Origin of the sequence: Vibrio sp. PID17_43 (assembly GCF_002608565.1) — a bacterium.
Classification (GTDB): domain Bacteria; phylum Pseudomonadota; class Gammaproteobacteria; order Enterobacterales; family Vibrionaceae; genus Vibrio.
Genome location: NZ_LIXM01000010.1, coordinates 1 through 24,976, shown reverse-complemented (window position 1 = coordinate 24,976; position 24,976 = coordinate 1). Strand labels below are relative to the sequence as shown.

The 24,976-nt window shown below is 46.1% G+C and carries 22 protein-coding genes and 21 tRNA genes; 33 read left to right on the top strand and 10 right to left on the bottom strand.

Annotation, left to right across the window (positions count from 1 at the left end; translation table 11 throughout):
* Nucleotides 1-32: 32 nt before the first annotated feature.
* Nucleotides 33-109 (bottom strand) — tRNA-Pro (locus AK965_RS08880).
* A gap of 259 nt (nucleotides 110-368) precedes the next feature.
* On the opposite strand from AK965_RS08880, the gene AK965_RS08875 reads away from it, so the two are divergent.
* The 3 genes from AK965_RS08875 to rluF all read left to right on the top strand — a co-directional run bounded on the left by AK965_RS08875 (nucleotide 369) and on the right by rluF (nucleotide 2,477).
* Entirely contained in the window at nucleotides 369-509 is a 141-nt protein-coding gene (locus tag AK965_RS08875; RefSeq protein WP_014231074.1) for a DUF3149 domain-containing protein, read from the top strand.
* Nucleotides 510-640: 131 nt separating this feature from the next.
* Nucleotides 641-1,222: a DNA endonuclease SmrA gene (gene smrA / locus AK965_RS08870; RefSeq protein WP_099079256.1), complete on the top strand. Its 582-nt coding sequence runs from the start codon at nucleotides 641-643 to the stop codon at nucleotides 1,220-1,222.
* 103 nt (nucleotides 1,223-1,325) lie between these two features.
* Complete coding sequence (gene rluF, locus AK965_RS08865; RefSeq protein WP_099079255.1) at nucleotides 1,326-2,477, top strand: 23S rRNA pseudouridine(2604) synthase RluF; 1,152 nt, start codon at nucleotides 1,326-1,328, stop codon at nucleotides 2,475-2,477.
* 64 nt (nucleotides 2,478-2,541) lie between these two features.
* Here the strand turns inward: rluF and ybaK are convergent, their stop codons facing one another.
* From ybaK to hemA, 8 genes are all read right to left on the bottom strand, one after another.
* Nucleotides 2,542-3,015, bottom strand: coding sequence for a Cys-tRNA(Pro) deacylase (ybaK, locus tag AK965_RS08860; protein WP_099079254.1), 474 nt, complete (start codon nucleotides 3,013-3,015; stop codon nucleotides 2,542-2,544).
* Between the two features lie 112 nt (nucleotides 3,016-3,127).
* Nucleotides 3,128-4,789: a bifunctional UDP-sugar hydrolase/5'-nucleotidase UshA gene (gene ushA, locus AK965_RS08855; protein ID WP_099079253.1), complete on the bottom strand. Its 1,662-nt coding sequence runs from the start codon at nucleotides 4,787-4,789 to the stop codon at nucleotides 3,128-3,130.
* A 315-nt stretch (nucleotides 4,790-5,104) separates the two neighbouring features.
* Nucleotides 5,105-5,956: a 3-deoxy-8-phosphooctulonate synthase gene (gene kdsA / locus AK965_RS08850; protein ID WP_099079252.1), complete on the bottom strand. Its 852-nt coding sequence runs from the start codon at nucleotides 5,954-5,956 to the stop codon at nucleotides 5,105-5,107.
* A 54-nt stretch (nucleotides 5,957-6,010) separates the two neighbouring features.
* Nucleotides 6,011-6,820 (bottom strand): SirB1 family protein, encoded by an 810-nt coding sequence (locus AK965_RS08845; RefSeq protein ID WP_099079251.1) that lies wholly within the window; start codon nucleotides 6,818-6,820, stop codon nucleotides 6,011-6,013.
* Between the two features lie 5 nt (nucleotides 6,821-6,825).
* Nucleotides 6,826-7,209 (bottom strand): SirB2 family protein, encoded by a 384-nt coding sequence (locus AK965_RS08840; RefSeq protein ID WP_099079250.1) that lies wholly within the window; start codon nucleotides 7,207-7,209, stop codon nucleotides 6,826-6,828.
* Nucleotides 7,210-7,246: 37 nt separating this feature from the next.
* Nucleotides 7,247-8,107, bottom strand: a complete 861-nt coding sequence (gene prmC, locus AK965_RS08835) for a peptide chain release factor N(5)-glutamine methyltransferase (RefSeq protein ID WP_099079249.1) — start codon at nucleotides 8,105-8,107, stop codon at nucleotides 7,247-7,249.
* Nucleotides 8,108-8,110: 3 nt separating this feature from the next.
* Nucleotides 8,111-9,199: a peptide chain release factor 1 gene (gene prfA / locus AK965_RS08830; protein ID WP_099079248.1), complete on the bottom strand. Its 1,089-nt coding sequence runs from the start codon at nucleotides 9,197-9,199 to the stop codon at nucleotides 8,111-8,113.
* Between the two features lie 29 nt (nucleotides 9,200-9,228).
* On the bottom strand, nucleotides 9,229-10,485 hold the full coding sequence (gene hemA, locus AK965_RS08825; protein WP_099079247.1) for a glutamyl-tRNA reductase: 1,257 nt from the start codon (nucleotides 10,483-10,485) through the stop codon (nucleotides 9,229-9,231).
* A 134-nt stretch (nucleotides 10,486-10,619) separates the two neighbouring features.
* Between hemA and lolB the strand changes: the two genes are divergently transcribed.
* From lolB to AK965_RS08695, 25 genes are all read left to right on the top strand, one after another.
* Complete coding sequence (gene lolB / locus AK965_RS08820; protein ID WP_099079246.1) at nucleotides 10,620-11,258, top strand: lipoprotein insertase outer membrane protein LolB; 639 nt, start codon at nucleotides 10,620-10,622, stop codon at nucleotides 11,256-11,258.
* Entirely contained in the window at nucleotides 11,255-12,127 is an 873-nt protein-coding gene (gene ispE / locus AK965_RS08815; RefSeq protein WP_172438113.1) for a 4-(cytidine 5'-diphospho)-2-C-methyl-D-erythritol kinase, read from the top strand. Before lolB ends, ispE begins: the two co-directional genes overlap by 4 nt.
* A gap of 28 nt (nucleotides 12,128-12,155) precedes the next feature.
* Entirely contained in the window at nucleotides 12,156-13,100 is a 945-nt protein-coding gene (locus tag AK965_RS08810) for a ribose-phosphate pyrophosphokinase (RefSeq protein ID WP_005449254.1), read from the top strand.
* A gap of 152 nt (nucleotides 13,101-13,252) precedes the next feature.
* Complete coding sequence (gene pth, locus AK965_RS08805; protein ID WP_099079244.1) at nucleotides 13,253-13,843, top strand: aminoacyl-tRNA hydrolase; 591 nt, start codon at nucleotides 13,253-13,255, stop codon at nucleotides 13,841-13,843.
* A gap of 10 nt (nucleotides 13,844-13,853) precedes the next feature.
* The gene (gene ychF, locus AK965_RS08800) at nucleotides 13,854-14,945 is read left to right on the top strand and encodes a redox-regulated ATPase YchF (protein ID WP_099079243.1); all 1,092 of its coding nucleotides are present in this window, start codon (nucleotides 13,854-13,856) and stop codon (nucleotides 14,943-14,945) included.
* A gap of 285 nt (nucleotides 14,946-15,230) precedes the next feature.
* Nucleotides 15,231-15,307 (top strand) — tRNA-Met (locus AK965_RS08790).
* Nucleotides 15,308-15,346: 39 nt separating this feature from the next.
* Nucleotides 15,347-15,431 (top strand) — tRNA-Leu (locus tag AK965_RS08785).
* 31 nt (nucleotides 15,432-15,462) lie between these two features.
* Nucleotides 15,463-15,537, top strand: a tRNA-Gln gene (locus tag AK965_RS08780).
* 77 nt (nucleotides 15,538-15,614) lie between these two features.
* Nucleotides 15,615-15,691 (top strand) — tRNA-Met (locus AK965_RS08775).
* 67 nt (nucleotides 15,692-15,758) lie between these two features.
* Nucleotides 15,759-15,843 (top strand) — tRNA-Leu (locus AK965_RS08770).
* 26 nt (nucleotides 15,844-15,869) lie between these two features.
* Nucleotides 15,870-15,954, top strand: a tRNA-Leu gene (locus AK965_RS08765).
* A gap of 16 nt (nucleotides 15,955-15,970) precedes the next feature.
* A tRNA-Gln gene (locus tag AK965_RS08760) sits at nucleotides 15,971-16,045 on the top strand.
* Nucleotides 16,046-16,078: 33 nt separating this feature from the next.
* Nucleotides 16,079-16,163, top strand: a tRNA-Leu gene (locus AK965_RS08755).
* A 31-nt stretch (nucleotides 16,164-16,194) separates the two neighbouring features.
* Nucleotides 16,195-16,269: transfer RNA gene (locus AK965_RS08750), tRNA-Gln, on the top strand.
* A 65-nt stretch (nucleotides 16,270-16,334) separates the two neighbouring features.
* A tRNA-Leu gene (locus AK965_RS08745) sits at nucleotides 16,335-16,419 on the top strand.
* Between the two features lie 22 nt (nucleotides 16,420-16,441).
* A tRNA-Met gene (locus tag AK965_RS08740) sits at nucleotides 16,442-16,518 on the top strand.
* Nucleotides 16,519-16,571: 53 nt separating this feature from the next.
* A tRNA-Leu gene (locus AK965_RS08735) sits at nucleotides 16,572-16,656 on the top strand.
* 39 nt (nucleotides 16,657-16,695) lie between these two features.
* Nucleotides 16,696-16,770 (top strand) — tRNA-Gln (locus tag AK965_RS08730).
* A gap of 33 nt (nucleotides 16,771-16,803) precedes the next feature.
* Nucleotides 16,804-16,888 (top strand) — tRNA-Leu (locus AK965_RS08725).
* Nucleotides 16,889-16,918: 30 nt separating this feature from the next.
* Nucleotides 16,919-16,993, top strand: a tRNA-Gln gene (locus AK965_RS08720).
* Nucleotides 16,994-17,058: 65 nt separating this feature from the next.
* A tRNA-Leu gene (locus AK965_RS08715) sits at nucleotides 17,059-17,143 on the top strand.
* A gap of 22 nt (nucleotides 17,144-17,165) precedes the next feature.
* Nucleotides 17,166-17,242, top strand: a tRNA-Met gene (locus AK965_RS08710).
* Between the two features lie 47 nt (nucleotides 17,243-17,289).
* Nucleotides 17,290-17,374: transfer RNA gene (locus AK965_RS08705), tRNA-Leu, on the top strand.
* A gap of 47 nt (nucleotides 17,375-17,421) precedes the next feature.
* Nucleotides 17,422-17,496 (top strand) — tRNA-Gln (locus AK965_RS08700).
* 55 nt (nucleotides 17,497-17,551) lie between these two features.
* Nucleotides 17,552-17,636 (top strand) — tRNA-Leu (locus AK965_RS08695).
* 150 nt (nucleotides 17,637-17,786) lie between these two features.
* Here the strand turns inward: AK965_RS08695 and AK965_RS08690 are convergent.
* Nucleotides 17,787-18,962 carry a 2-octaprenyl-3-methyl-6-methoxy-1,4-benzoquinol hydroxylase gene (locus AK965_RS08690; RefSeq protein ID WP_099079242.1) on the bottom strand — a complete coding sequence of 392 codons (1,176 nt, stop codon included), beginning with the start codon at nucleotides 18,960-18,962 and terminating at the stop codon, nucleotides 17,787-17,789.
* A 258-nt stretch (nucleotides 18,963-19,220) separates the two neighbouring features.
* Between AK965_RS08690 and miaB the strand changes: the two genes are divergently transcribed.
* From miaB to lnt, 5 genes are all read left to right on the top strand, one after another.
* The gene (gene miaB, locus AK965_RS08685) at nucleotides 19,221-20,645 is read left to right on the top strand and encodes a tRNA (N6-isopentenyl adenosine(37)-C2)-methylthiotransferase MiaB (protein WP_099079241.1); all 1,425 of its coding nucleotides are present in this window, start codon (nucleotides 19,221-19,223) and stop codon (nucleotides 20,643-20,645) included.
* Nucleotides 20,646-20,714: 69 nt separating this feature from the next.
* A complete protein-coding gene (locus AK965_RS08680) occupies nucleotides 20,715-21,812 on the top strand; it encodes a PhoH family protein (RefSeq protein WP_099079240.1) in 1,098 nt (365 codons plus the stop codon).
* Between the two features lie 2 nt (nucleotides 21,813-21,814).
* Entirely contained in the window at nucleotides 21,815-22,279 is a 465-nt protein-coding gene (gene ybeY / locus AK965_RS08675; protein ID WP_099079239.1) for an rRNA maturation RNase YbeY, read from the top strand.
* A gap of 107 nt (nucleotides 22,280-22,386) precedes the next feature.
* Nucleotides 22,387-23,286, top strand: a complete 900-nt coding sequence (corC, locus tag AK965_RS08670) for a CNNM family magnesium/cobalt transport protein CorC (protein ID WP_099079238.1) — start codon at nucleotides 22,387-22,389, stop codon at nucleotides 23,284-23,286.
* A gap of 37 nt (nucleotides 23,287-23,323) precedes the next feature.
* Complete coding sequence (gene lnt, locus AK965_RS08665) at nucleotides 23,324-24,841, top strand: apolipoprotein N-acyltransferase (RefSeq protein WP_099079237.1); 1,518 nt, start codon at nucleotides 23,324-23,326, stop codon at nucleotides 24,839-24,841.
* The last annotated feature ends 135 nt before the right edge of the window (nucleotides 24,842-24,976 follow it).

The window sequence follows — 24,976 nt, the reverse complement described above, 5'->3', positions numbered from 1 at the left end:
AAAGCCTGCTCATTGAGCAGGCTTTCTGAAAGTGGTCGGTGAAGAGGGATTCGAACCCCCGACCCTCTGGTCCCAAACCAGATGCGCTACCAAGCTGCGCTATTCACCGAGATGTTTAACTAAGGACTTTTCCCCGTCAACGGATGCGTATATTACGGATAATCCGAAGAGACGCAAGCGCTTTTTTCAAAAAAAGATGACGCTCTAATTTGATTGCTGAATTACTGAGCACTAGCACGTAAATTGTGATTAATAACTCACAATAAAATACAACCTATTAACTCGTGCAACATCATTGATCCAGATCAGTGTGCAAAAAACACCAGCCATTAGTTTAAACCTTGTCGGAAATATCTTGGAGGAAACATATGGACTTTTGGCTTGATCTCCTATTTGGTAATGCAGTGGGTCTATCATCAATGATTGTAATCTTTGGGGCAATTGGTCTGATGTTGTTTTACGGCGGTTTCTTCATGTACAAGATTATGAACGACAAATCTCCTCACTAGATCTCGCTTAGCTCTAGAAACGCTTCGCACCGGAGTTGGTTATTTGCCTGCTCCGGTTTTTTATTGATCTTTTTTAGCACCTCCTTAATATAATTGTCTCTACTTATCCTGTTCTTTATGAGATTGCCGTTATGTCTCACGACGACGATTTTGACCTGTTCCAACAGATGATGGGCGACGTTAAGCCAATTACCCACGACACAGCTGAACATAAAAAAGTCCACCAGGTGACCGATGCACACCTTGCCAAACAAGAGGCTGCGATCTGGTTAACAGAAGACGACCCCGAATACTTATCTATCGACCACGCGGAAATGCTAAAGCCGGACGACTTCATCGAGTTCAAACGTGATGGTGTACAAGATGGCGTGTACCGCAAGCTGCGTCTTGGGAAGTACCCCATTCAAGCTCGCCTTGATTTACACCGTAAGACGCTAAAAGAAGCGCGTGACGAAATAGTAACTTTCCTCAAGCGATGCATTGAAATGGATATCCGTACCGTGATGATCGTGCACGGTCGTGGCGAACGTTCTAACCCGCCAGCCTTAATGAAGAGCTTTGTCAGTAGTTGGCTGCAACAAATACGTGAAGTGCAATGCGTCCATACGGCACAACGCTTCCATGGAGGAAGTGGTGCAGTGTACGTACTGCTGAGAAAGAGTGCTGAAAAGAAAATGGAGACGCGTGAACGTCATCAAAAACGTTTAGGCTAACCGGATGCTCGGTGCTAGAATGCCCGACCTTATCTCGCCTTCCTATAAAATATTGGGAAGGCAACTTTTATTAACCGCCGTTGTGAAACGTTAGGAGAGCAACATGTCACAAGATAACGCAAAACGCTTAAATAAATTCATCAGTGAAACGGGGTTTTGCTCGCGCCGCGAAGCAGACCGTCTAATCGAACAAGGTCGTGTCACGATCAATGGCAAACAGCCAGAAATGGGGACGAAAGTTCTCCCAGGTGATGATGTTTGTGTCGATGGTAACCCTGTCGCAGCAAAAGAAAAACCGGTCTATATTGCGTTGAATAAACCAACCGGCATTACCTGTACGACAGAGCGTGATATCCCGGGCAACATCGTTGATTTCATCGGTCACAAAAAGCGTATCTTCCCTATCGGTCGTTTGGATAAACCATCTGACGGTTTGATCTTTTTAACCAACGATGGCGACATCGTGAACAAGATCCTTCGAGCTGGCAACAACCACGAGAAAGAGTACGTTGTACGCGTTGATAAGCCAATCACCAAAGAGTTCATCAAACAGATGTCGAGCGGCGTCAATATTCTCGATACGGTTACGCTACCTTGCAAGGTGACCCAAGAGACCAAGTTCTCGTTCCGTATCGTATTGACTCAAGGTTTAAACCGTCAAATCCGTCGTATGTGTGAAGCACTAGGTTACGAAGTATTTAAACTACGCCGCGTCCGTATTATGAACATCTCTCTAGATGGCATCCCAAACGGAAAATGGCGCTATCTCAGTGATGCGGAAGTGGCTGAAATCTTAGCCATGTGCGAAGGTTCTGTCGGCACAGAAGAAGCGTCAAAACTGGATGCGAAAGGCCGCAACATTCGCAAAGCGACCGACGCTAAGCTATTTGACAGTCGTGAAGAAAACCAAGCTTCTACCGCCCGACGCAACCAAAAAGTGCGTACCTTCCGTGGTAACAATGCTGATGAGTTCCGTCATGCACCGAACTCGAACAAAGGCCAACAACGTCGTCAACGTAATGATGAAAACGGACGCCCAGCAAAAGAGCATTACAAAGTGAGGCCACAAGGTGAGCGCAGTAATTCGCAAAGCGAGTATGATAAATCGCACCGGAATAAACCAGATGCTGCGAACAAGCCGCATTCATCAAACAAACCGCAATCAAAGCCTAAGCAGCATTACATGAACCCAAATACCGCTAAGCCGAGCAAACCAGCAAAACATACCGGTGGTACATTGAGTCTGAAGAAGTAACGCTTCACTAGATGACGAGATCAAAAAAGGACGCTTATGAGCGTCCTTCTTATTTGTCCTCTACTCACAAACACAAAGGGGCAAACTGACCTCGCGTTAGACCCAGTAAATCTTTTGGCGCCAACTCTATTTCTAGGCCGCGCTTTCCCGCACTGACACAAATAGTGTCTTGCGCCATCGCACTCTCATGCAGAAACGTCGGCAATGCCTTCTTCTGTCCCAACGGGCTAATCCCACCTACAACATAACCTGTGGCCTTTTGTGCAATCTCTGGATCAGCCATATCCGCTTTCTTACCCTTCGCGGCTTTCGCTGCCAGTTTTAGATTCAGCTTTTGATCAACAGGAATAATCGCAACCGCAAGGTTTTTCGGTTCGCCGTTCAAACAGAACAGCAGCGTTTTAAATACTTTCTTTGGGTCTTGCCCCAGAACTTCTGCCGCTTCTAATCCATAGCTATCCGCTCTAGGATCGTGCTCGTACTGGTGAATGATGTGTGGAACTTTTTTCTTTTTCGCAAGATTAATGGCCGGAGTCATCAAGATTCTCCTATAAAACAAAAAAACGCTGATCCCATGATTGGGAACAGCGCTTTAAGTTAATGATATCAGTGAGTTTGAGTCAATCGCTTTTTACGCCATCTCACTCAGGTTATTTGTATATCATCTCACCTGACGGTGCATAGGCATTTACGTCAATTGGGCTATGTGACTCAAGGTACTCTTTCAATACTTCAGCATCCGTAAAACCCGTGTTTACATAGCCTGAGTGCGTGTCCACTTTTGGGTAACCATCACCGCCTGATGCATTGTAGCTTGGTACAGTAAAGCGGTATTGAGTATCTAAACGAAGTTGTTTTTCACCGATAAAGACATCCGAAACCTTACCGTTCTCCACTGTCATCGAAATGCCTGCAAACTGAGCATAAGCACCGGAATCAATCGGCTTTGTCGCAACGACATTTAAGTAGTCCAATACTTCCTTACCCGACATGTCTACGTAGGACACCATATTACCAAATGGTTGAACGATAAGTACGTCTTTGTAAGTAATATCACCCGCTTCTATCGAATTGCGAACACCACCAGAATTCATGACTGCGAAATCCGCTTTTGCTCGTTCCATATGTGCGGTAGCAATGAGACGACCTAGGTTAGTTTGTTGGAAACGAACCACATTACGATCACCTTCCAATTTACCATTAGATTCGGCAATCTTTACGTTAAGCTTGTCTTGACCTTGCTCTTGATATGGGCGCAAGAATTCTAATAATGCTTGATCTTGCTTAATTTCGTCTTCGATAAATACACGTTGAGACTTACCATCAAGCTTAATCTTCTTCTTCAGGTTCACCGGGATCAAATCATAGCTCACCATGGATAGTTCACCGTTACGGAACTCATAATCCGCACGACCAACAAACTTACCCCACTCGTGCGCTTGTACGATGTAAGTACCGTTTTGTTGATCTGGTTTACACTCATCACCTGGTGTGAAGTTCTTCTTGATAACGTTTGGACCTTCTATACAAACCGGCTCTTGTGAGTGACCACCCACTATCATGTCCAAATCACCCTCATTCAAATAACGCGCTAGTGCAACGTCACCCGGCGCATTCACACCGCGATTACCGTTTTCGTAGTGGCCCATGTGCGTTACTGCAAAAATAAGGTCTGGCTTTTCCGTCTCTTTCAGCTCATCAATCAGTTTTTTCGCTTCTTCTTTCGGATCGCGGAAGTCTACCTGACCAATGTACTCTGGGTTACCCAGTTTCGCGGTGTCCTCAGTGGTGAGACCGATAACGGCAATCTTGATGCCTTGCTTGTTGAACATCGCGTAAGGTTGGAACAAGCGCTCGCCTGTTTCTTTGTCGTAAATGTTGGCTGACAACATCGGGAAGTTTGCCCACTCTTGCTGCTTGAACAGCACTTCTAGTGGGTTGTCGAATTCATGATTACCCAGCGCCATCGCGTCATAACCAATTTTACTCATACCTTTAAAGTCAGGCTCCGCATCTTGCAAGTCGGACTCAGGTACACCAGTATTGATATCCCCACCCGATAGAAGTAATACACTACCACCTTCCGCTTGAATCTCAGTGCGGAGTTCATCAATCAGCGTTTTACGTGCGGCCATACCATATTCACCGTACTTATTTTGCCAAAAACGACCGTGGTGATCATTGGTGTGCAATACCGTCAATTTATATGTTGTATCTTCATTCCATTCGTGCGCGGGTTGCGTTGCACATCCAGCAAGAGTCGCTAAAATCGCGGCGCTTAAAGCGGTTTTTACAATCAGACGTTGCTTCATTGTTTTACCTTATTCTCTTCTGAGGTCCACTAGATTGCGCTGTATAGAAACTAAAGGAATCAAATTCCAGCTAGTGAGGCGCTATAAACGGGTGCAGTTTAAAAGAACGCTATGCTAATAGCATTGTTATGTCATTATTGTGATACGCAGATCACTAATAAGTGCTTTAGGTGGTGAAGTTTGCAACAGTTGTTTCGAAAGATTATAGATAATAGTTACAAAACAAGAAGCTATAGTAGACCAGAGTGCTGTTGTAAAAACAAAAATGGCCAGCATAATGCTGACCACTTTATTGAAACATTCAAATAAGAATGATTATTTGATGTCGATATTCGTAAAGCTTTTAATCAAATCATCAAGCGATTTCATTTGTGCTAGGAATGGCTCTAGTTTGTCTAGAGGTAGGGCAGAAGGACCATCACAACGTGCTTGATCTGGGTTCGGGTGCGCTTCGATAAATAGACCCGCAATACCTGTTGCTAGACCTGCTTTTGCAAGCTCTACTGTTTGCTCACGACGGCCGCCAGATGCTGCGCCTGATGGATCACGCATTTGCAATGAGTGCGTTACGTCAAAGATGATTGGGCTACCTTTTGATGCGTTTTTCATCACACCAAAGCCAAGCATATCCACCACTAGGTTGTCGTAACCATGGCAAGAACCACGCTCACAAAGGATGATGTTTTCGTTGCCGCATTCTGCGAATTTCTCAACGATGTTACCAACTTGACCTGGGCTCATGAATTGAGGTTTCTTCACGTTGATCACTGCACCTGTTTTTGCCATTGCTTCAACAAGATCAGTTTGACGCGCAAGGAATGCAGGAAGCTGAATGACATCAACCACATCGGCCACAGGTTGAGCTTGCGCTTCTGTATGAACATCAGTGATGATCTTCACACCGAATGTATCTTTCAGTTCTTGGAAGATTTTCATGCCTTCTTCAAGGCCTGGGCCACGGTAAGAATGAACAGAACTGCGGTTTGCCTTATCGAACGATGCTTTAAATACGTATGGAATGCCTAGCTTGTCGGTCACTTTTACGTAGTGCTCACAGATCTGCATTGCAAGATCACGAGACTCAAGAACGTTCATTCCTGCAAATAGGGTGAATGGCATGTCGTTCGCAACCTGAATGTCGCCAATATTAACGATTTTCTGTTCCATTTTGATTCTCTTATGTCTGTTTTCGACACGCCTCAATTTGGCGTATCGACAAAATTAGTGAAGCGTAACGTGCTTTTCGCTCATCACGTTAACTTGTGATTTTAGTAGCTCTGATGCCGGATCGTCCGGGCATTGGTCAATAAAGTACTCAAAATCAGACACCGCCACCTGATGACATTCTAGCTGCTGGAAGATAAATCCACGGTCACGAATTTCATACGGGTCATCAGGTACAAACGTTAAAGCAAGATTGGTGCAACGCAGCGCGAGTGTATATTTTTCTTCACGCAGCATGGCGCTTTTTATGAGTGCTAACCATCGACCAATCACTGTTGGGTTGTCTGCTTCTTCAAAATGTTCAGGCTTAAGTGTCGCAAATGGGCCTTCTTGACCAATTAACCAAGCTTGAAGAATTTTCTCACCGACATACTCACCGTTGAACGGGTTAATATAGTCCGGTGTTTTGTGCATCCAATCCACTTTGATCAGAAATTGGGTCGGGAACGTTACCCCCTTCATTGGGAAGCCAAGACGGTTACCCAAGTAAAGTAAGATAGCACCAAGGCTGACAGGAATGCCTTTTTTACGTTCTAGCACTTTATCAATAAAGCTGTTGTCAGAAATAAAGTACTCTTGCTCGTCGCCTTTAAAGCCCCACTCATGAAAGAATAGACGCAGGAACGAATCGAAACGTTGCTCTTCATCAGTCTCATGAACCAATGTTGCTTCCGCCTCTTGGTAAAGGCGCTCTAACTCTTGTTTCGCCCAATGCACATTGGTGTCAGGGCTGATGGAATAATTTAACTCTAACGCGCCTTCCACCAACGCCATGTTATCAAAATCTTCGTCAAAAAACTCAAGCATGAAGATTACCCAAATAAGTTTGGATTTTTAGATACTGCAATATTGGCAGCCATCACTAACCAGCCTAACGCGCCAAAGAAGGCAAAAATTCGCAGCAACTTGTTTTTCGCCATTTTAAGCGCGAAGAAGCCAAGAGCAATGTACGCGAGCACACAAGTAATTTTGTTGGTTAGCCAAGGTGCGGAATCCGTAAATGGAACAAAACCAGTCACCATGATCAAGCCAATACCAGACAACAACAGCGCGGTATCAACAATGTGTGGGAAAACTTTCAGGAAGCGATTATTGCGTTTTGGCGAGTCCATCATCAGCAACGCAAATCGGAGCGATAGTAGCGTCGCGCTCAATGCGATCGTTACTAAGTGAATGTGTTTTAGAGCTACGTACATTTTCTTTCTCTTTTATAAGTTACTGCTGACTTGCTCGTTATGATTGTGCGGTGTAGCAACCAAGCGTCACTCGGTCATTCTCGCCGTAGTCTTTTTCCGTGACTACTTGCTTATAACCAAAGTTCGTCATGATCTCTCGAACGGCTTCGCCTTGGTCATAACCATGTTCAAACGCGAGCCATCCGCCGTCTTCCAGATATTGACGAGCAAGATCAGAGATATGACGAATATCCGCCAAGCCATTTTCATCCGCGACGAGCGCCGATTTCGGCTCAAAACGCACATCACCTTGAGATAAGTGCGGATCTTTTTCGTCGATATACGGCGGATTGGAGACAATTAAAGCAAACTTTGTACCGCAGGCAATAGGCTCGAACCAGCTACCTTGGTCAAAGGTCACATTTTTAATATTTAATTGTTCGGCATTAAACTCTGCCAGTTCTTTCGCCTCTTGCTTTAGATCAACCCCCATCACTTGGCGTTTCGGTAACTCGGAGGCCAACGCCAATGCAATCGCACCGGTACCAGTGCCTAAATCTAGGATGGGACCCGTTTGCTCATAGGTTTTATCCAACGCCACCTCAACCAAGCGCTCGGTGTCCGGTCTTGGGATCAACGTTGAAGGTGAAACCCTAAGCGGCAATGACCAAAACTCACGCTCGCCAATGATATACGCGACAGGCTCCCCCGAGATGCGACGTTCAAGCAATGCATCAAAATGCGCTTGCTGATCCGCTTCCAACAATTTTTCTGGCCAAGTGAGTAAGTAACTTCTTGGTTTGTTGAGTGCATGACAAAGAAGGACTGCTGCATCGAGAGAAGGCGACTCATCGCCGCCTTCTCTCAAAATTGCCGTCGCACTTTTCAGCGCTTGCTCAATGGATTGAACTGGGCTCATGAATTAGTGATTCTCTGCCAACGCAGCCAGTTGATCCGCTTGGTGCTCTTGAATTACAGGCTCGATCAAGCTTGCTAAATCACCTTCCATCACCTCGTTCAAACGGTAAACCGTTAGATTAATACGGTGATCAGAAACACGCCCTTGAGGGTAGTTATAAGTTCGGATACGGTCACTACGGTCACCAGAACCAAGTAGGTTGCGACGTGTATCAGAAACTTCCGCTGCACGGCGGGCTTCTTCTGCTTGAACGATACGCGCAGCAAGCACTGCCATCGCTTTCGCTTTGTTCTTATGTTGTGAACGTTCGTCCTGACACTCAACAACCGTACCCGTTGGTAAGTGAGTAATACGGATTGCAGAATCCGTGGTGTTAACATGCTGACCACCCGCGCCTGATGCTCGGAATGTATCGATTTTTAGATCCGCAGCCTTGATCTCTGGTAGATCAGCTTCTGGAATTTCTGGCATCACAGCAACCGTACACGCAGACGTGTGTACACGACCTTGAGATTCGGTTTCAGGTACGCGTTGAACACGATGACCGCCAGACTCGAACTTCAGCACACCATATGCACCATCGCCACTGACTTTTGCGATCATCTCTTTATAACCGCCTTGTTCAGACTCGTTGCAGCTCATCACTTCGATGCGCCAGCCTTTTTTCTCAGCGAATTTAGAATACATGCGGAAAAGGTTACCCGCGAAGATGCCCGCTTCATCACCACCTGCACCAGCACGGATTTCTAGGAAACAGTTGCGCTCATCATTTGGATCTTTCGGCAGAAGCAAAATTTGCAGCTCATCGTTTAAGCGCTCGATAGCTTCTTTTGCTTCTTTAATCTCTTCCTGAGCCATTTCACGCATTTCTGCGTCATCTTCTTTTGCCATCTCTTCTGCTGCGTCAAGATCTTCTTGAGCTTGCTGATAAGCTTGGAAGCACTTAGTCACTTCTTCGAGTTGAGAATACTCTTTTGATAATGCACGGAATTTGTCCTGATCGCCGATCACGCCAGGATCACCCAATAGGTGTTGTACTTCTTCGTAACGTTCTACTAGTGATTCTAGCTTTGTTAGAATAGAGGCTTTCATAGTGTCGTTTTCTTAATAAAAAGCGTGAGTTACAGATTATCCAGACCAAGTGTTTGGCGGATAACCGTTAATTTTGCTTGTTCGCCCTGCTCTGCCGCACTTTGCAATGCGCGAGTTGGGGCATGAATTAATTTGTTGGTGAGTTTGTTGCTAAGTTCACGCAATACTTTCTCAGGGTCAGCGCCCGTTGCCAAAGATTGCAGACTTTTGCTTAATAACTCTTCCCGGATTTCATTCGCCGACTGACGATAGTCTCGAATACTGTCCACCGCTTGCAGTGAACGTAGCCATGTCATAAATACGCCACTTTCTTCGTTGACGATCGCTTCCGCTTGAACCGCTTCCACCTTGCGCTGCTCAATATTATTGTCGATGATTGATTGCAAATCATCCACAGTATACAAATAAGCATCACTCAGTTCACCGACTTGAGCCTCCACGTCACGCGGAACGGCAATATCCACCAACAAGATAGGCTGGTGACGACGTTTTTTCAGCGCGGTTTCCACCATCCCCTTACCAATAATTGGCAGTGGACTAGCGGTAGAACTAATCACAATATCCGCTCTCGGCAGGTGATCAGGTATTTCATTCAAACTGATCACTTCTGCACCGAACTGCTCAGCGAGCCCTCGCGCTCGCTCTTTAGTTCGGTTAGCAACAATCATTTTGGTGCAACCGTTAGCAGCTAAGTGTTTCGCTACTAGCTCGATAGTTTCACCTGCGCCAACCATCAGTACCGTTGATTCAGACAAGGATTCAAAGATATGCTTCGCCAATGTGCAAGCGGCATACGCCACCGACACAGCGTTACCACCGATATCCGTTTCAGTACGAACACGCTTCGCGACAGAAAAGGTTTTTTGGAAAAGCTTATCCATCGAGGCGTCAACCGACTGATACTCGCGAGAAACTAAAAACGCTTGTTTAACCTGCCCCAAAATCTGAGGCTCACCGAGTACCAGAGAATCCAGACCACAAGAAACGCGCATCAAGTGCGTAATCGCAGCCTGCTCTTCATGTACATATAGGCTCGGCATCAAATCTTCTTGGTTAACTTGGTGGAACTGAGCTAACCAGCCGATAAGCTCGTCTCGTGTTTCCTGCTTAACATCGCAGTACACCTCGGTACGGTTACAGGTTGAAAGAATCACACTGCTGTTAACAGCTTCATGGTCCCTGAGTTGCTCAAGTGCTAGGCCCAGTTTATCGGGTCCAAATGCCACTTTCTCTCGCAAGTCAACAGACGCTGTATTGTGATTGATTCCAATAGCAAGCAAGGACATCTAACGTGGTATCTCTGAGATCGGTTATAAAATAGGTTCAGAATTTTACTGTAAGCACGCATTTATTGAAAGGGTAAGCCGGATTTGTTTTCCTAACTCCGTCTTTTCAATGCTATAGTTGTGAACGATTACCGATGAAACTGATTAATAAGCCATCAAACATGACCTTACGCTCCTTTCTCATCTTGCTCTTATCGAGCATCGTACTTGCAGGTTGTACCTCCGTACCTGAAAGCGTCACTAGCGTCGAGTGGCAAGCGCACGAGCAGCGACTTGAAACCATCAATGATTTTCAAGCGACGGGCAAACTCGGTTACATTGGCCCAAATCAAAGGCAGAGTTTAAACTTCTTCTGGAAACACTCCGCCGCACTGAGTCAGCTACGCTTAACTACGTTACTCGGCCAGACGGCACTAAAGCTCACGATTACCCCGCAAGGCGCAACCGTCGAAACCTACGACGACCAAGTCCTTACTGCCCGTGATGCCAACCAATTGATTTACCGATTAACGGGCTTGATGATGCCTGTTGACCACATGCCGGATTGGCTACTCGGTTTACCGACAGATGCCGACTCTTTCCAACTTTCACCAACCAATACATTGCAAGCACTGGATAAACAGATCGGTGTAAACGATTGGAACATAGCCTACCAGCGCTACGGTGACGTGGAATGGCATGAGCAAACGCTGCCTTTGCCGAACAGACTGAAGCTAAGTACCGCTGACGTAAAAATTAATTTAGTGATCACAAAATGGAACATCACCCAATGATCGATCTTTCAACCCGCTGGCCATCACCAGCGAAATTGAATCTCTTTCTATATATTAATGGTCGCACTGAAAACGGCTACCACGAGTTACAAACTCTATTCCAGTTCGTCGATCACGGCGATGAGCTCACCATTCAAGCCAACAACTCTGGTGAGATTACCATTTCCCCAGAGCTCAAAGACGTCCCATTAAAAGACAATCTGATTTGGAAAGCAGCGACGGCGCTACAACGCTATGCGAACTGCTCATACGGTGCCCAGATTGATCTGCATAAGATCTTACCTATGGGTGGTGGTATTGGTGGTGGTTCCTCAAACGCAGCCACCACACTAGTTGCACTAAACTTCCTATGGCAAACCAACCTAAGTGATGACGAATTAGCGGAAATCGGTTTGGTACTTGGTGCTGATGTGCCGGTCTTTGTTCGTGGTTTTTCTGCTTTTGCCGAAGGTGTAGGAGAGAAACTTTCTCCTGCTCATCCTGACGAGAAATGGTATTTGGTGGTAAGACCGAACGTTTCCATTGCAACTGCGGACATATTCGGTCATCCAAATTTGATCCGAAACACGCCAAAGCGCGATTTAGATACGCTTTTAAACACGCCAAGCGTAAACGATTGCGAAAAAATTGTACGATTGCTCTACCCAGAGGTTGATAAGCAACTTTCTTGGCTGCTACAATACGCGCCGTCAAGATTAACGGGGACAGGTTCTTGCGTTTTTGCTGAATTTTCGAGCAAATCTGAAGCAGAAACTCTCCTTGCACAACTCTCTGATAATGTCTCGGCATTTGTCGCTCAAGGGCGCAATATTTCGCCACTAAAAGAGACTTTGGCTGAATACCAATCAGCCCAACACCGACCTATTTAAAACTGGACGCAAACCCGAGGTTTCCACCGTGCCTGATATGAAGCTATTTGCTGGTAATGCAACACCTGAACTAGCCCAACGTATTGCTGATCGTCTTTACATCTCTCTAGGTGATGCATCTGTTTCTCGCTTTTCTGATGGCGAAGTTGCAGTTCAAATCAACGAGAATGTTCGTGGTAGCGATGTTTTCATCATTCAATCCACTTGTGCCCCAACTAACGACAACCTAATGGAACTGGTTGTTATGATTGATGCAATGCGCCGTGCTTCAGCAGGCCGTATCACTGCAGTTATTCCTTACTTCGGTTACGCTCGTCAAGATCGTCGTGTACGTTCTGCGCGTGTACCAATCACTGCAAAAGTTGTTGCTGATTTCCTATCTAACGTTGGTGTTGACCGCGTTCTTACTATCGACCTACATGCAGAGCAAATCCAAGGCTTCTTCGATGTACCAGTGGATAACATCTTCGGTACACCAGTACTTCTAGAAGACATGCAATCTCGTGGTCTAGAAAACCCAGTAGTGGTTTCTCCTGACCTAGGTGGCGTTGTTCGTGCTCGTGCGACAGCTAAAGCGCTAGGTGATATCGATATCGCTATCGTTGATAAACGTCGTCCACGTGCAAACGTTTCTGAAGTAATGAACCTAATCGGTGACGTTGAAGGTCGTGACTGCGTGATCGTTGACGACATGATCGATACAGGTGGCACACTATGTAAAGCCGCTGAAGCGCTAAAAGAGCGCGGTGCTAAGCGCGTGTTCGCTTACGCAACTCACGCTGTTTTCTCTGGTAACGCTGCAGATAACATTAAGAACTCTGTTCTTGACCAAGTTATCGTCACTGACTCTATCTCTCTATCTAAAGAGATGGCTGCAACAGGCAAAGTAACCACACTAAGCCTATCGCGCATGCTCGCTGAAGCGATTCGTCGTATTAGCAACGAAGAGTCAATCTCTGCAATGTTCAACTAATCCGAACATTTCAGTTACACTGATTTCAAAAACACCCCTCCTTGGGGTGTTTTTTTTATTTGTATGAAAAGAGAGAATTGCGCTTGGTCGCCCACTGTGAGTTTTCTGTGCTATCATACTGCGCTTTTTGAGATTCCAGAGAGATCCTAACCTTGAGTCAACCAATCAAACTTCTCGTTGGTCTTGCTAATCCGGGACCAGAATACGCCAAAACTCGCCACAATGCGGGGGCTTGGGTCGTAGAAGAATTAGCACGCGTTCACAACGTTACCCTGAAGAACGAACCAAAGTTCTTTGGCCTAACCGGACGTATAATGGTCAACGGCCAGGATCTCCGTTTGCTTATCCCAACCACCTTCATGAACCTATCTGGCAAAGCTGTCGCTGCACTAGCGAAGTTTTATCAAATTAAGCCAGAAGAGATCATGGTTGCTCATGACGAGCTAGACTTACCGCCAGGTGTCGCTAAGTTTAAAAAAGGTGGCGGTCACGGTGGTCATAACGGCCTGCGTGACACGATAAGTAAACTGGGCAATAACAAAGATTTTTATCGTCTTCGTATCGGCATCGGCCATCCGGGACACAAAGATAAAGTGGCAGGTTTTGTACTAGGCAAGGCTCCAGCGAAAGAGCAAGAGCTACTAGACGCCGCAGCTGATGAATCAGTACGCTGTCTAGATATCCTAATTAAGGATGGTCTATCAAAAGCACAAAATCGCCTCCACACGTTCAAAGCTGAATAAGGTTACTATCATGGGTTTTAAATGTGGCATCGTTGGTCTACCTAACGTTGGTAAATCAACTCTGTTTAACGCACTAACTAAAGCGGGTATCGAAGCGGCAAACTTCCCGTTCTGTACCATTGAACCAAACACTGGTGTGGTTCCTGTGCCAGATCTACGTCTAGATGCACTAGCGAAGATCGTTAACCCACAGAGAGTTTTGCCTACTACAATGGAATTCGTAGACATTGCTGGTCTAGTTGCAGGTGCATCTCGCGGTGAAGGTCTAGGTAACAAATTCCTAGCGAACATCCGTGAAACTGACGCAATCGGCCACGTTGTACGTTGTTTCGAAAACGACAACATCGTTCACGTAGCGGGTAAAGTATCACCAATCGAAGATATTGAAGTTATCAACCTTGAGCTAGCAATGGCTGACCTTGATGCTTGTGAGCGTGCGATCCAGCGTAACGCTAAAAAAGCAAAAGGCGGCGATAAAGACGCAAAATTTGAACTAACCGTTCTAGAAAAGCTACTACCTGTGCTAACAGAAGGTGGCATGGCGCGTACTGTTGAGCTTTCTAAAGAAGAACTAGCAGCAGTAGGTTACCTAAACTTCCTAACCCTAAAACCAACGATGTACATCGCTAACGTGAACGAAGATGGTTTTGAAGACAATGCATACCTAGACGCTGTACGTGAGTACGCAGAAAAAGAAAACAACGTTGTTGTTCCTGTATGTGCTGCAATCGAGTCAGAAATGGCGGAACTAGAAGATGACGAGCGTGAAGAATTCCTAGCAGACCTAGGTATCGAAGAGCCAGGCCTAAACCGTGTTATTCGTGCGGGCTACGAGCTGCTAAACCTTCACACTTACTTCACTGCTGGCGTAAAAGAAGTTCGTGCTTGGACTATCCCTGTTGGTGCAACTGCGCCAAAAGCTGCTGGTAAAATCCACACGGACTTTGAAAAAGGCTTCATCCGTGCTGAAGTAGTAGGTTACGAGGACTTCATCCAGTTCAACGGTGAAAGCGGCGCGAAAGACGCTGGTAAATGGCGTCTAGAAGGTAAAGAGTACATCGTAAAAGATGGTGACGTTGTACACTTCCGTTTCAACGTATAATTAAACGAATGAATTTCAAACAATTCATTTAAATAAAAAGTCAGCCAACGCGCTGGCTTTTTTTATGTCTGTCATAATAGACCAATAATTAACTTCTGCACTGCAAGCCAATTTATTTCCAGTTTTAGATCATAAACACGCCTCTTTGTTTAAAAAGAAAGCGAACGATGGATTTTACGAGATTTATTAAAAAAAACTATTGACGGAACTCACTCAACTTCGCATAATGCGCGCCGTTCCCGACGACAAGGCAACAAGGCGACGAGAACAACAATACATGGTTATGGCTACGTAGCTCAGCTGGTTAGAGCACATCACTCATAATGATGGGGTCACAGGTTCGAATCCCGTCGTAGCCACCATTCCTAACAATTCTTTCATAAGAATTGTTAGGAATAGATGCGGTCGTGGCGGAATTGGTAGACGCACCAGATTTAGGTTCTGGCGCCGTAAGGTGTGAGAGTTCAAGTCTCTCCGACCGCACCATGTTTTAAGTAGTAGCAATACTACTGCCTGCAGGTCTATCGCCAAGCGGTAAGGCAGCGGCTTTTGATGCCGCCATTCCCTGGTTCGAATCCAGGTAGACCTGCCACTATTCAAAGTGAGATTCCTTAAATAAAGGGTTGTCACTTAGGGCGCGAAGGTTTATATTGTCTCGCTCAAAAAGATGGCTACGTAGCTCAGCTGGTTAGAGCACATCACTCATAATGATGGGGTCACAGGTTCGAATCCCGTCGTAGCCACCATTCTTTTTATAAGAATACAAGATCATTAGTTTTTACCAGTTAACTAATGATTGTAAAAATTCAAGATGCGGTCGTGGCGGAATTGGTAGACGCACCAGATTTAGGTTCTGGCGCCGTAAGGTGTGAGAGTTCAAGTCTCTCCGACCGCACCATCTTGAAACAGTTTAAGTAAGTATATGCGGTCGTGGCGGAATTGGTAGACGCACCAGATTTAGGTTCTGGCGCCGCAAGGTGTGAGAGTTCAAGTCTCTCCGACCGCACCATATATTTATTGCCTGCAGGTCTATCGCCAAGCGGTAAGGCAGCGGCTTTTGATGCCGCCATTCCCTGGTTCGAATCCAGGTAGACCTGCCATTATTTTGATTATTGAGCATGCTCAGTAATTATGCGGAAGTGGCGAAATTGGTAGACGCACCAGATTTAGGTTCTGGCGCCGCAAGGTGTGAGAGTTCAAGTCTCTCCTTCCGCACCATATTTTAAGTAGTAGCAATACTACTGCCTGCAGGTCTATCGCCAAGCGGTAAGGCAGCGGCTTTTGATGCCGCCATTCCCTGGTTCGAATCCAGGTAGACCTGCCATTATTCTCCCTAAATAGGGATGTTGTTGAGGTTTTACCAATTCTCTCAACAATAAATATTAAGATGCGGTCGTGGCGGAATTGGTAGACGCACCAGATTTAGGTTCTGGCGCCGTAAGGTGTGAGAGTTCAAGTCTCTCCGACCGCACCATCTTAATGAAGAGTAAAAATTTGGCTACGTAGCTCAGCTGGTTAGAGCACATCACTCATAATGATGGGGTCACAGGTTCGAATCCCGTCGTAGCCACCATTTACAACTACATTTAGATCTCACCAATTGATCTAAACGTTGAAAGAAAAGTCGCGGTCGTGGCGGAATTGGTAGACGCACCAGATTTAGGTTCTGGCGCCGCAAGGTGTGAGAGTTCAAGTCTCTCCGACCGCACCATACTTTTCTAAATTGATATGTCTTTTGACTATCGCCTGTAGGTCTATCGCCAAGCGGTAAGGCAGCGGCTTTTGATGCCGCCATTCCCTGGTTCGAATCCAGGTAGACCTGCCACTATTTTGATTATTGAGTCTACTCAGTAATTATGCGGTCGTGGCGGAATTGGTAGACGCACCAGATTTAGGTTCTGGCGCCGTAAGGTGTGAGAGTTCAAGTCTCTCCGACCGCACCATTATTAAAGTCTCTTTTATTAGAGCATTGTAGGTCTATCGCCAAGCGGTAAGGCAGCGGCTTTTGATGCCGCCATTCCCTGGTTCGAATCCAGGTAGACCTGCCATTATTCTCCCTAAAAAGGGATGTTGTTGAGGTTTTACCAATTCTCTCAGCAATACACATTAAGATGCGGTCGTGGCGGAATTGGTAGACGCACCAGATTTAGGTTCTGGCGCCGCAAGGTGTGAGAGTTCAAGTCTCTCCGACCGCACCATCTTAATGAAGAGTTAAAATTTGGCTACGTAGCTCAGCTGGTTAGAGCACATCACTCATAATGATGGGGTCACAGGTTCGAATCCCGTCGTAGCCACCATTTATTCGAAGAAATAGTTTATACTATTAATTCCGTAAATTAAAAATGCGGTCGTGGCGGAATTGGTAGACGCACCAGATTTAGGTTCTGGCGCCGTAAGGTGTGAGAGTTCAAGTCTCTCCGACCGCACCATTACTTTCCTTAATTGGAGAGCACTTAGTTGAAAGACTAAGACCTGTAGGGCTATCGCCAAGCGGTAAGGCAGCGGCTTTTGATGCCGCCATTCCCTGGTTCGAATCCAGGTAGCCCTGCCATTACAAAACGTTGTTAAGGTTATACCAATTGCCTTGATAACTAAAAAAATACGATGCGGTCGTGGCGGAATTGGTAGACGCACCAGATTTAGGTTCTGGCGCCGCAAGGTGTGAGAGTTCAAGTCTCTCCGACCGCACCATGATTAAGAAAGCCAGCATTAATTTGCTGGTTTTTTTTTTATTTTTTCGATTCTGGACTCGGGCGTTCTTTGATATCCAGAATTAAAAAGCGAGCTCATGGCTCGCTTTTTTGTCTCTGTTATTTTTTCTATCTGCCGTTTTCAAGTTGCTTATATCCCCAACGCGTACTTCAACACTTGTACTTTGAACGGTCCTGAGTTTTCAGCCAGCTTTAAAGCTGCGTTACGAGCAAACTTCAACGGGCCTAGATCATTGCTAAAGCCTTTGTAAAATACATCCATACCCGTTTGCATTAATAAGTTATCTGGACGACGAGCGCGTTCATACTTGGCTAACAACACATCGTTGAGTTGCTCCTGCTGATCCGTAACCGCAAGCAGTACACCAACATCTTTAAAGCCGAGATTCACGCCTTGTCCAGCTAGTGGATTAATCGTATGAGCAGAATCACCGACTAGTACGCAATTCTTACTTGAATAGCTTTGAGCATGACGACGAGTCAGTGGGAATGAGCCAAACTGCAAAACCTCGATATCACCGAGTTCTGATGGGAAATGACGTAGGATCTCTTCTCTGAGTTGAGATTTCGTCATTGAACACAATTGCCTGATACGCTTTGGAGAGTCATACCACACCAGCGAACCTTGGCCAACTTCGTGACCATCTTCAATTAGAGAGCATAGAGGCAAGAATGAACGCGGACCTGACGGTGTGAATTGCTGCCAAGTGATGTCTTGCTGTGGTAATGCGGTCTTCACATTGATCAGCATACAGTGTTGACGGTAATCCCATGCGGTCACACCAATGCCCGCCAATTGACGAACTTTAGAATTCGCACCGTCAGCCCCGATCACCCAATTCGCTTCAAACTGCTCACCGCTTTCTAGCGTCACACGGTTCACATCAGAAAATTCTATGCTTTTCAATCGCTCAGGGCACATTACCGCTAAGTTATCATATTGGGCGAAAGCTTGCCAAAGCCCAAGTTGGATCAGACGGTTTTCAACGATGTAACCTAACTGCTCTAATAGCAGCTCATCAGAGTGGAAACGAGTACGACACTCTGGGTGCTCCCAAGTTTCCAAACGACGATAAGGGCAAACTCTCATGCTCTCAATCGCGGACCATGCGCCTAATGAATCAAGTAGCTTTACCGACTGATGGGAAATCGCAGACACGCGGATATCCAGAGCTTGACAAGCCTCAAATCCTTTCGGTTCAGCGCCCTCCACGACCATAACACTTCTCCCCTGCTTGGCAAACCCGACAGCAACCGCTGCCCCTACCATGCCGCCACCGATTACGACGATGTCATACTTGTTCATTTCTTGCTCTTCATCACATTGATTAATTGGCGTTTTTTAATTGTACGTTCCACCGCTTTTTTTACAAAATTCTTTAACACAAAACCTTGCTCCGTGTAGGTCAAAAAACTAGATTTCATCAGGGTTTGCAGAGAATTCATCAGATCACTAGTCAGGTGCTTTTTAAAGCAGTACAATACGCCGCTTACCGCCGAGATGGCGGCTATAATTTGAGCAATAGCTCTCCGATTTAAGTACAACTGAACGAGCGAAAGTGAGATGAGTAAGAAACTGCTAATTAAAACCTGGGGCTGCCAGATGAATGAATACGATTCATCAAAAATGGCCGACCTGCTTAATGCTGCAAACGGCTATGAGCTGACTGAAGAGCCAGAGGAAGCAGACGTACTTCTACTTAACACCTGTTCAATCCGTGAAAAAGCGCAAGAAAAAGTTTTCCACCAGCTTGGTCGTTGGAAAACCCTAAAAGATAAAAAACCTGGCGTAGTGATCGGCGTAGGTGGCTGTGTAGCAACTCAAGAAGGTGACCACATTCGTCAACGTGCTCCATTCGTTGACGTAATCTTTGGCCCACAAACGCTTCACCGTTTACCTGAGATGATCAAACAGTCTCAATCAGATGAAGCACCAGTCATGGATATTTCATTCCCAGAGATCGAAAAGTTTGACCGTCTGCCTGAGCCTCGTGCAGAAGGTGCCACGGCATTCGTTTCTATCATGGAAGGCTGTTCTAAGTACTGCACTTACTGTGTTGTACCGTACACTCGTGGTGAAGAAGTGAGTCGTCCTATGGATGACGTACTATACGAGATCGCTCAATTAGCGGAGCAAGGCGTTCGTGAAGTTAACCTACTTGGTCAAAACGTCAATGCTTACCGCGGCCCAATGCACGACGGTGAGATCTGTTCATTCGCCGAGCTGCTTCGCCTAGTAGCGTCTATAGATGGTATCGACCGTATTCGCTTTACAACGAGTCATCCACTTGAATTTACTGACGACATTATCGCGGTATACGAAGACACGCCGGAGCTTGTGAGCTTCCTGCACCTACCAGTACAAAGTGGTAGTGACCGCATCCTGACCATGATGAAGCGTCCTCACACGGCAATCGAGTACAAGTCAATCATTCGTAAACTGCGTAAAGCGCGTCCTGATATCCAAATCAGTTCTGACTTTATCGTTGCTTTCCCTGGTGAAACAGACAAAGATTTCCAAGACACCATGAAGCTAATCAAAGACGTAGACTTTGACATGAGTTTTAGCTTTATCTTCTCTCCTCGTCCAGGCACACCAGCGGCAGATTACCCTTGTGACCTCTCAGAAGAAGTGAAGAAAGAGCGTCTATACGAACTGCAACAAACCATTAATACACAGGCAATGCGCTACTCTCGCCTAATGCTAGGCACTGAGCAGCGCGTTTTGGTTGAAGGTCCTTCTAAGAAGAACCTAATGGAGCTACGCGCTCGTACAGAAAATAACCGTGTAGTAAACTTTGAAGGTAGCGCGGATCTAATCGGTCAGTTCGTTGACGTTAAGATTACTGACGTATTTGCCAACTCACTGCGTGGTGAGCTTGTACGTACAGAAAAAGACATGGACCTTCGTAGCGTGATTTCTCCAATGCAAATGATGGCGAAAACCCGTCGCGAAGATGAGCTAGGTGTAGCGACTTTTACGCCATAAGCTCGTATAACGCCAAGGAGAGCTGGTCGTTATCAGCTCTCTAGTGATTGGCTACAATGAGAGGTAACTTTGAGCAATAAAATCGTAACTCTAGAAATTAACCTAGAACCTTCAGATAACCGCCGTTTAGCAAGCCTGTGCGGTCCATTCGACGACAACATCAAGCACTTAGAACGTCGTTTAGGCGTTGAAATTAATCACCGTAGCGACCTTTTCACCATCGTCGGTAAACCTCATACTGCCGCCGCTGCGCTAGATATTCTAAAAACACTTTACGTTGATACTGCACCTGTTCGTGGCGAAACGCCAGATATCGAACCAGAACAGATCCACCTAGCGATCAAAGAATCCGGTGTCCTGGAGCAAAATACTGAATCGAACATCGAGCACGGTAAAGAAGTCTTCGTAAAAACCAAAAAAGGCGTGATCAAGCCGCGTACTCCAAATCAGGCTCAGTACCTGGTAAACATGGTGACGCACGATATCACTTTCGGCATTGGTCCTGCGGGTACTGGTAAAACGTACTTAGCCGTCGCTGCAGCCGTTGATGCACTGGAACGCCAAGAGGTCCGCCGAATTCTATTGACTCGTCCTGCGGTCGAAGCAGGTGAAAAATTGGGTTTCCTACCCGGTGATTTAAGTCAGAAAGTCGACCCATATCTGCGTCCTCTTTACGATGCTTTGTTCGAAATGCTAGGCTTCGAGCGTGTTGAAAAGCTGATTGAGCGCAACGTCATTGAAGTCGCGCCTCTGGCTTATATGCGTGGTCGTACGCTCAACGACGCCTTCATCATTTTAGATGAAAGTCAGAACACCACCGTCGAGCAGATGAAGATGTTTCTTACGCGTATCGGCTTCAATTCACGTGCAGTGATCACCGGTGACGTAACCCAGATCGACTTGCCTCGTGGCGCCAAATCCGGACTTCGTCATGCGATTGAAGTACTCAGTGAAGTCGATGACATCAGCTTTAACTTCTTCCAAGCAGACGATGTTGTGCGTCACCCTGTGGTTGCTCGCATCGTTAATGCCTATGAGAAGTGGGAAGCGCAAGACCAGAAAGAACGTAAAGAATTCGAAAAACGCCGTCGTGAAGAACGTGATGCAAAATTGCTAGAAGCAGCAAAGGCAGAGCTAAGTGCACAAGTCACGGCGAGCAAGGAATAAACATGACAATTGAACTTGATTTACAACTGGCAGTCGAAAATGAAGAAGGCTTACCTTCAGAGCAAGATTTTCAATTGTGGTTAGACAAGACCATTCCTCTTTTTCAACCTCAAGCAGAATTGACCATTCGCATTGTTGATGAAAAAGAAAGTCACGAGCTAAACCATGAATATCGTGGTAAAGACAAACCAACCAACGTGCTGTCGTTCCCATTTGAAGTACCACCTGGTATGGAAATGGATCTACTAGGCGATTTAATTATCTGTCGTCAAGTTGTTGAAAAAGAGGCTATTGAGCAGAATAAGCCTCTGCTAGCACATTGGGCGCATATGGTTGTACATGGCAGCTTGCATCTGCTAGGTTATGACCATATCGAGGATGACGAAGCTGAAGAGATGGAGTCCCTCGAAACAGAAATCATGCAAGGCATGGGTTACGAAGATCCATACATTGCTGAAAAAGAGTAACCACAGGTTACTCGAAAGGGAAAGGCAACCTACCCAGGGCAATACCTCGTACTCGCCTTTCTACGTGAGCTATCACACATCTGATAGCGTTACTTAATTGAGAAACAATGAACGAAGATAATTCTCCCTCTTCTAACGAAGGTAAGAAAGAAAAGGCAGAAGGTCCGAGTAGAAAGTCCTTCTTTGAACGTCTAGGTCAACTATTTCAAGGCGAACCAAAAGACCGCCAAGAGCTTGTGGATGTTATCCGCGACTCAGAAATCAACGACCTGATTGACCACGACACCCGCGATATGCTTGAAGGTGTTATGGAAATCTCCGAAATGCGCGTGCGTGACATTATGATCCCGCGTTCGCAAATGGTTACGGTTGAGCGCACAGACGATCTGGATACATTGATCGCGCTAATTACCGATGCTCAACATTCTCGCTACCCTGTGATCAGCGAAGATAAAGACCATGTGGAAGGCATCCTACTAGCGAAGGACTTACTCAAATACTTGGGCTCAGGCAGTAACCCATTTGATATCGAAGAAGTGATTCGACCTGCAGTCGTTGTACCGGAAAGTAAACGTGTCGACCGCCTGCTAAAAGAATTCCGTGAAGAACGTTATCACATGGCGATTGTTGTCGATGAATTCGGTGGCGTTTCAGGCCTCGTAACTATCGAAGATATCCTTGAAGAAATCGTTGGGGACATTGAAGATGAGTTCGATGACGATGAAGAAACCGATATCCGCAAGCTAAGCAAACACACGTTTGCTGTCCGAGCTCTGACAACCATTGAAGAGTTTAATGAGACGTTCGGTACTGACTTCAGCGATGAAGAAGTAGATACCGTTGGCGGCATGGTAATGACGGCCTTTGGTCACCTACCTTCTCGAGGCGAAGTTGTTGAACTTGAAGGTTACAACTTCAAAGTGACTGCAGCCGACAACCGTCGTGTCATTCAACTTCAAGTGACGATTCCAGACGAAGAAAAACTGGTTGAAACCACTCAAGAGTAACGCGATACCCTAACAACGGGAATATCAGAAAAATATAATGATGAATGTACTCTTTCATCGCCTCAAGCGGCCCTTCGTGGCCGCTTTTGTTGGCGCCTTAACTACCCTAGCTTTTGCCCCTTATCAACTATGGCCGATTGCCATACTTAGTCCAGCTATCTTGCTTATTCTTCTTGCAAACCAATCGCCCAAGCGTGCGCTATGGATCGGTTACGCTTGGGGTCTAGGTCAATTCTCTACGGGTGTTAGCTGGGTTTACGTCAGTATTGCTGGCTTTGGCGGTATGCCGCTGACTGCGAACCTATTCTTAATGAGCTTGTTGATTGCTTACTTGGCAATTTATTCAGGCTTGTTTGCTTGGCTAAACAACAAACTTTTCCCTCAATTTACGCTTACTAAAGCGCTGCTAGCGGCCCCAGCTTTATGGCTGATCACCGACTGGTTGCGTGGCTGGGTAATGACAGGCTTCCCTTGGCTATGGCTTGGCTACAGCCAAATTGATGCGCCGATGGCAAGCTTTGCGCCTATTGGTGGTGTTGAGCTTTTAACCCTGTTTATTCTTATCTGTGCTGGAGCATTAGCTTACGCTTGGCTGCACAAGCAATGGCTGATGATCATTATCCCTGCCGTGTTGTTGAGTGCTGGCTTTGGTATTCGCCAATACGACTGGGTGACTCCTCGCGTAAAAGACACCACTAAAGTGGCGCTTATTCAAGGCAACGTCGACCAAAAACTAAAATGGCTACCAAGCCAGCGTTGGCCTACCATCATGAAATATGCGGACCTGACACGTGAAAATTGGGATGCGGATATTATTGTCTGGCCAGAAGCGGCAATTCCAGCGTTTGAAATCGAAGTGCCGTCATTTTTAAGAAACATCGACAGTGCTGCGAAGATCAACCAGAGCGGCATCATCACCGGAGTGGTTAATCAAGGTGAAGACGGTCAGTTCTACAACAGCATTCTATCCCTTGGCGTGACACCATATGGCGATTACAGCTTTGATATGAACGAGCGCTATCACAAGCATCACCTATTGCCATTTGGTGAATTCGTACCGTTTGAAGAGATATTGCGCCCTCTTGCACCATTCTTCAACCTGCCAATGTCATCGTTCAGCCGTGGCGCGTTCGTCCAACCCAACATTGTCGCGAATGGCATGCACATGGCTCCTGCATTGTGCTATGAAATCATCTTTAATGAACAAGTGCGTCAGAACATCACTGACGAAACGGACTTCATACTAACGCTCTCAAACGATGCTTGGTTTGGACACTCAATTGGTCCACTGCAACACATGGAAATCGCTCGTATGCGCGCATTAGAGTTAGGCAAACCTCTGATTCGTTCAACCAACAACGGCTTAACCGCTGTGGCAGATCACAAAGGTAAAATCATTGAGCAGATCCCTCAGTTTGAAACTGCGGTTCTGCGTGCAGAGCTTACGCCGACAGACGGACAGACGCCTTACCGCATGTTTGGCACTTGGCCACTGTATATTTGGGTCGCATTGAGCTTAGTGTTAGCTTGGTGGCTGCCAAGAAAACACAAATAACACTCCCAAGAAAGAGGCGATGATAGCCTAATGCCAGTCAGTTAAGCTGACTGGCTTTCTTTTTATTGGGGTATTTCTTTGCCTTTGCTTTTATTGCTCTCGGATATATCCGATCTTCTCGTTTAATGGGCAAGA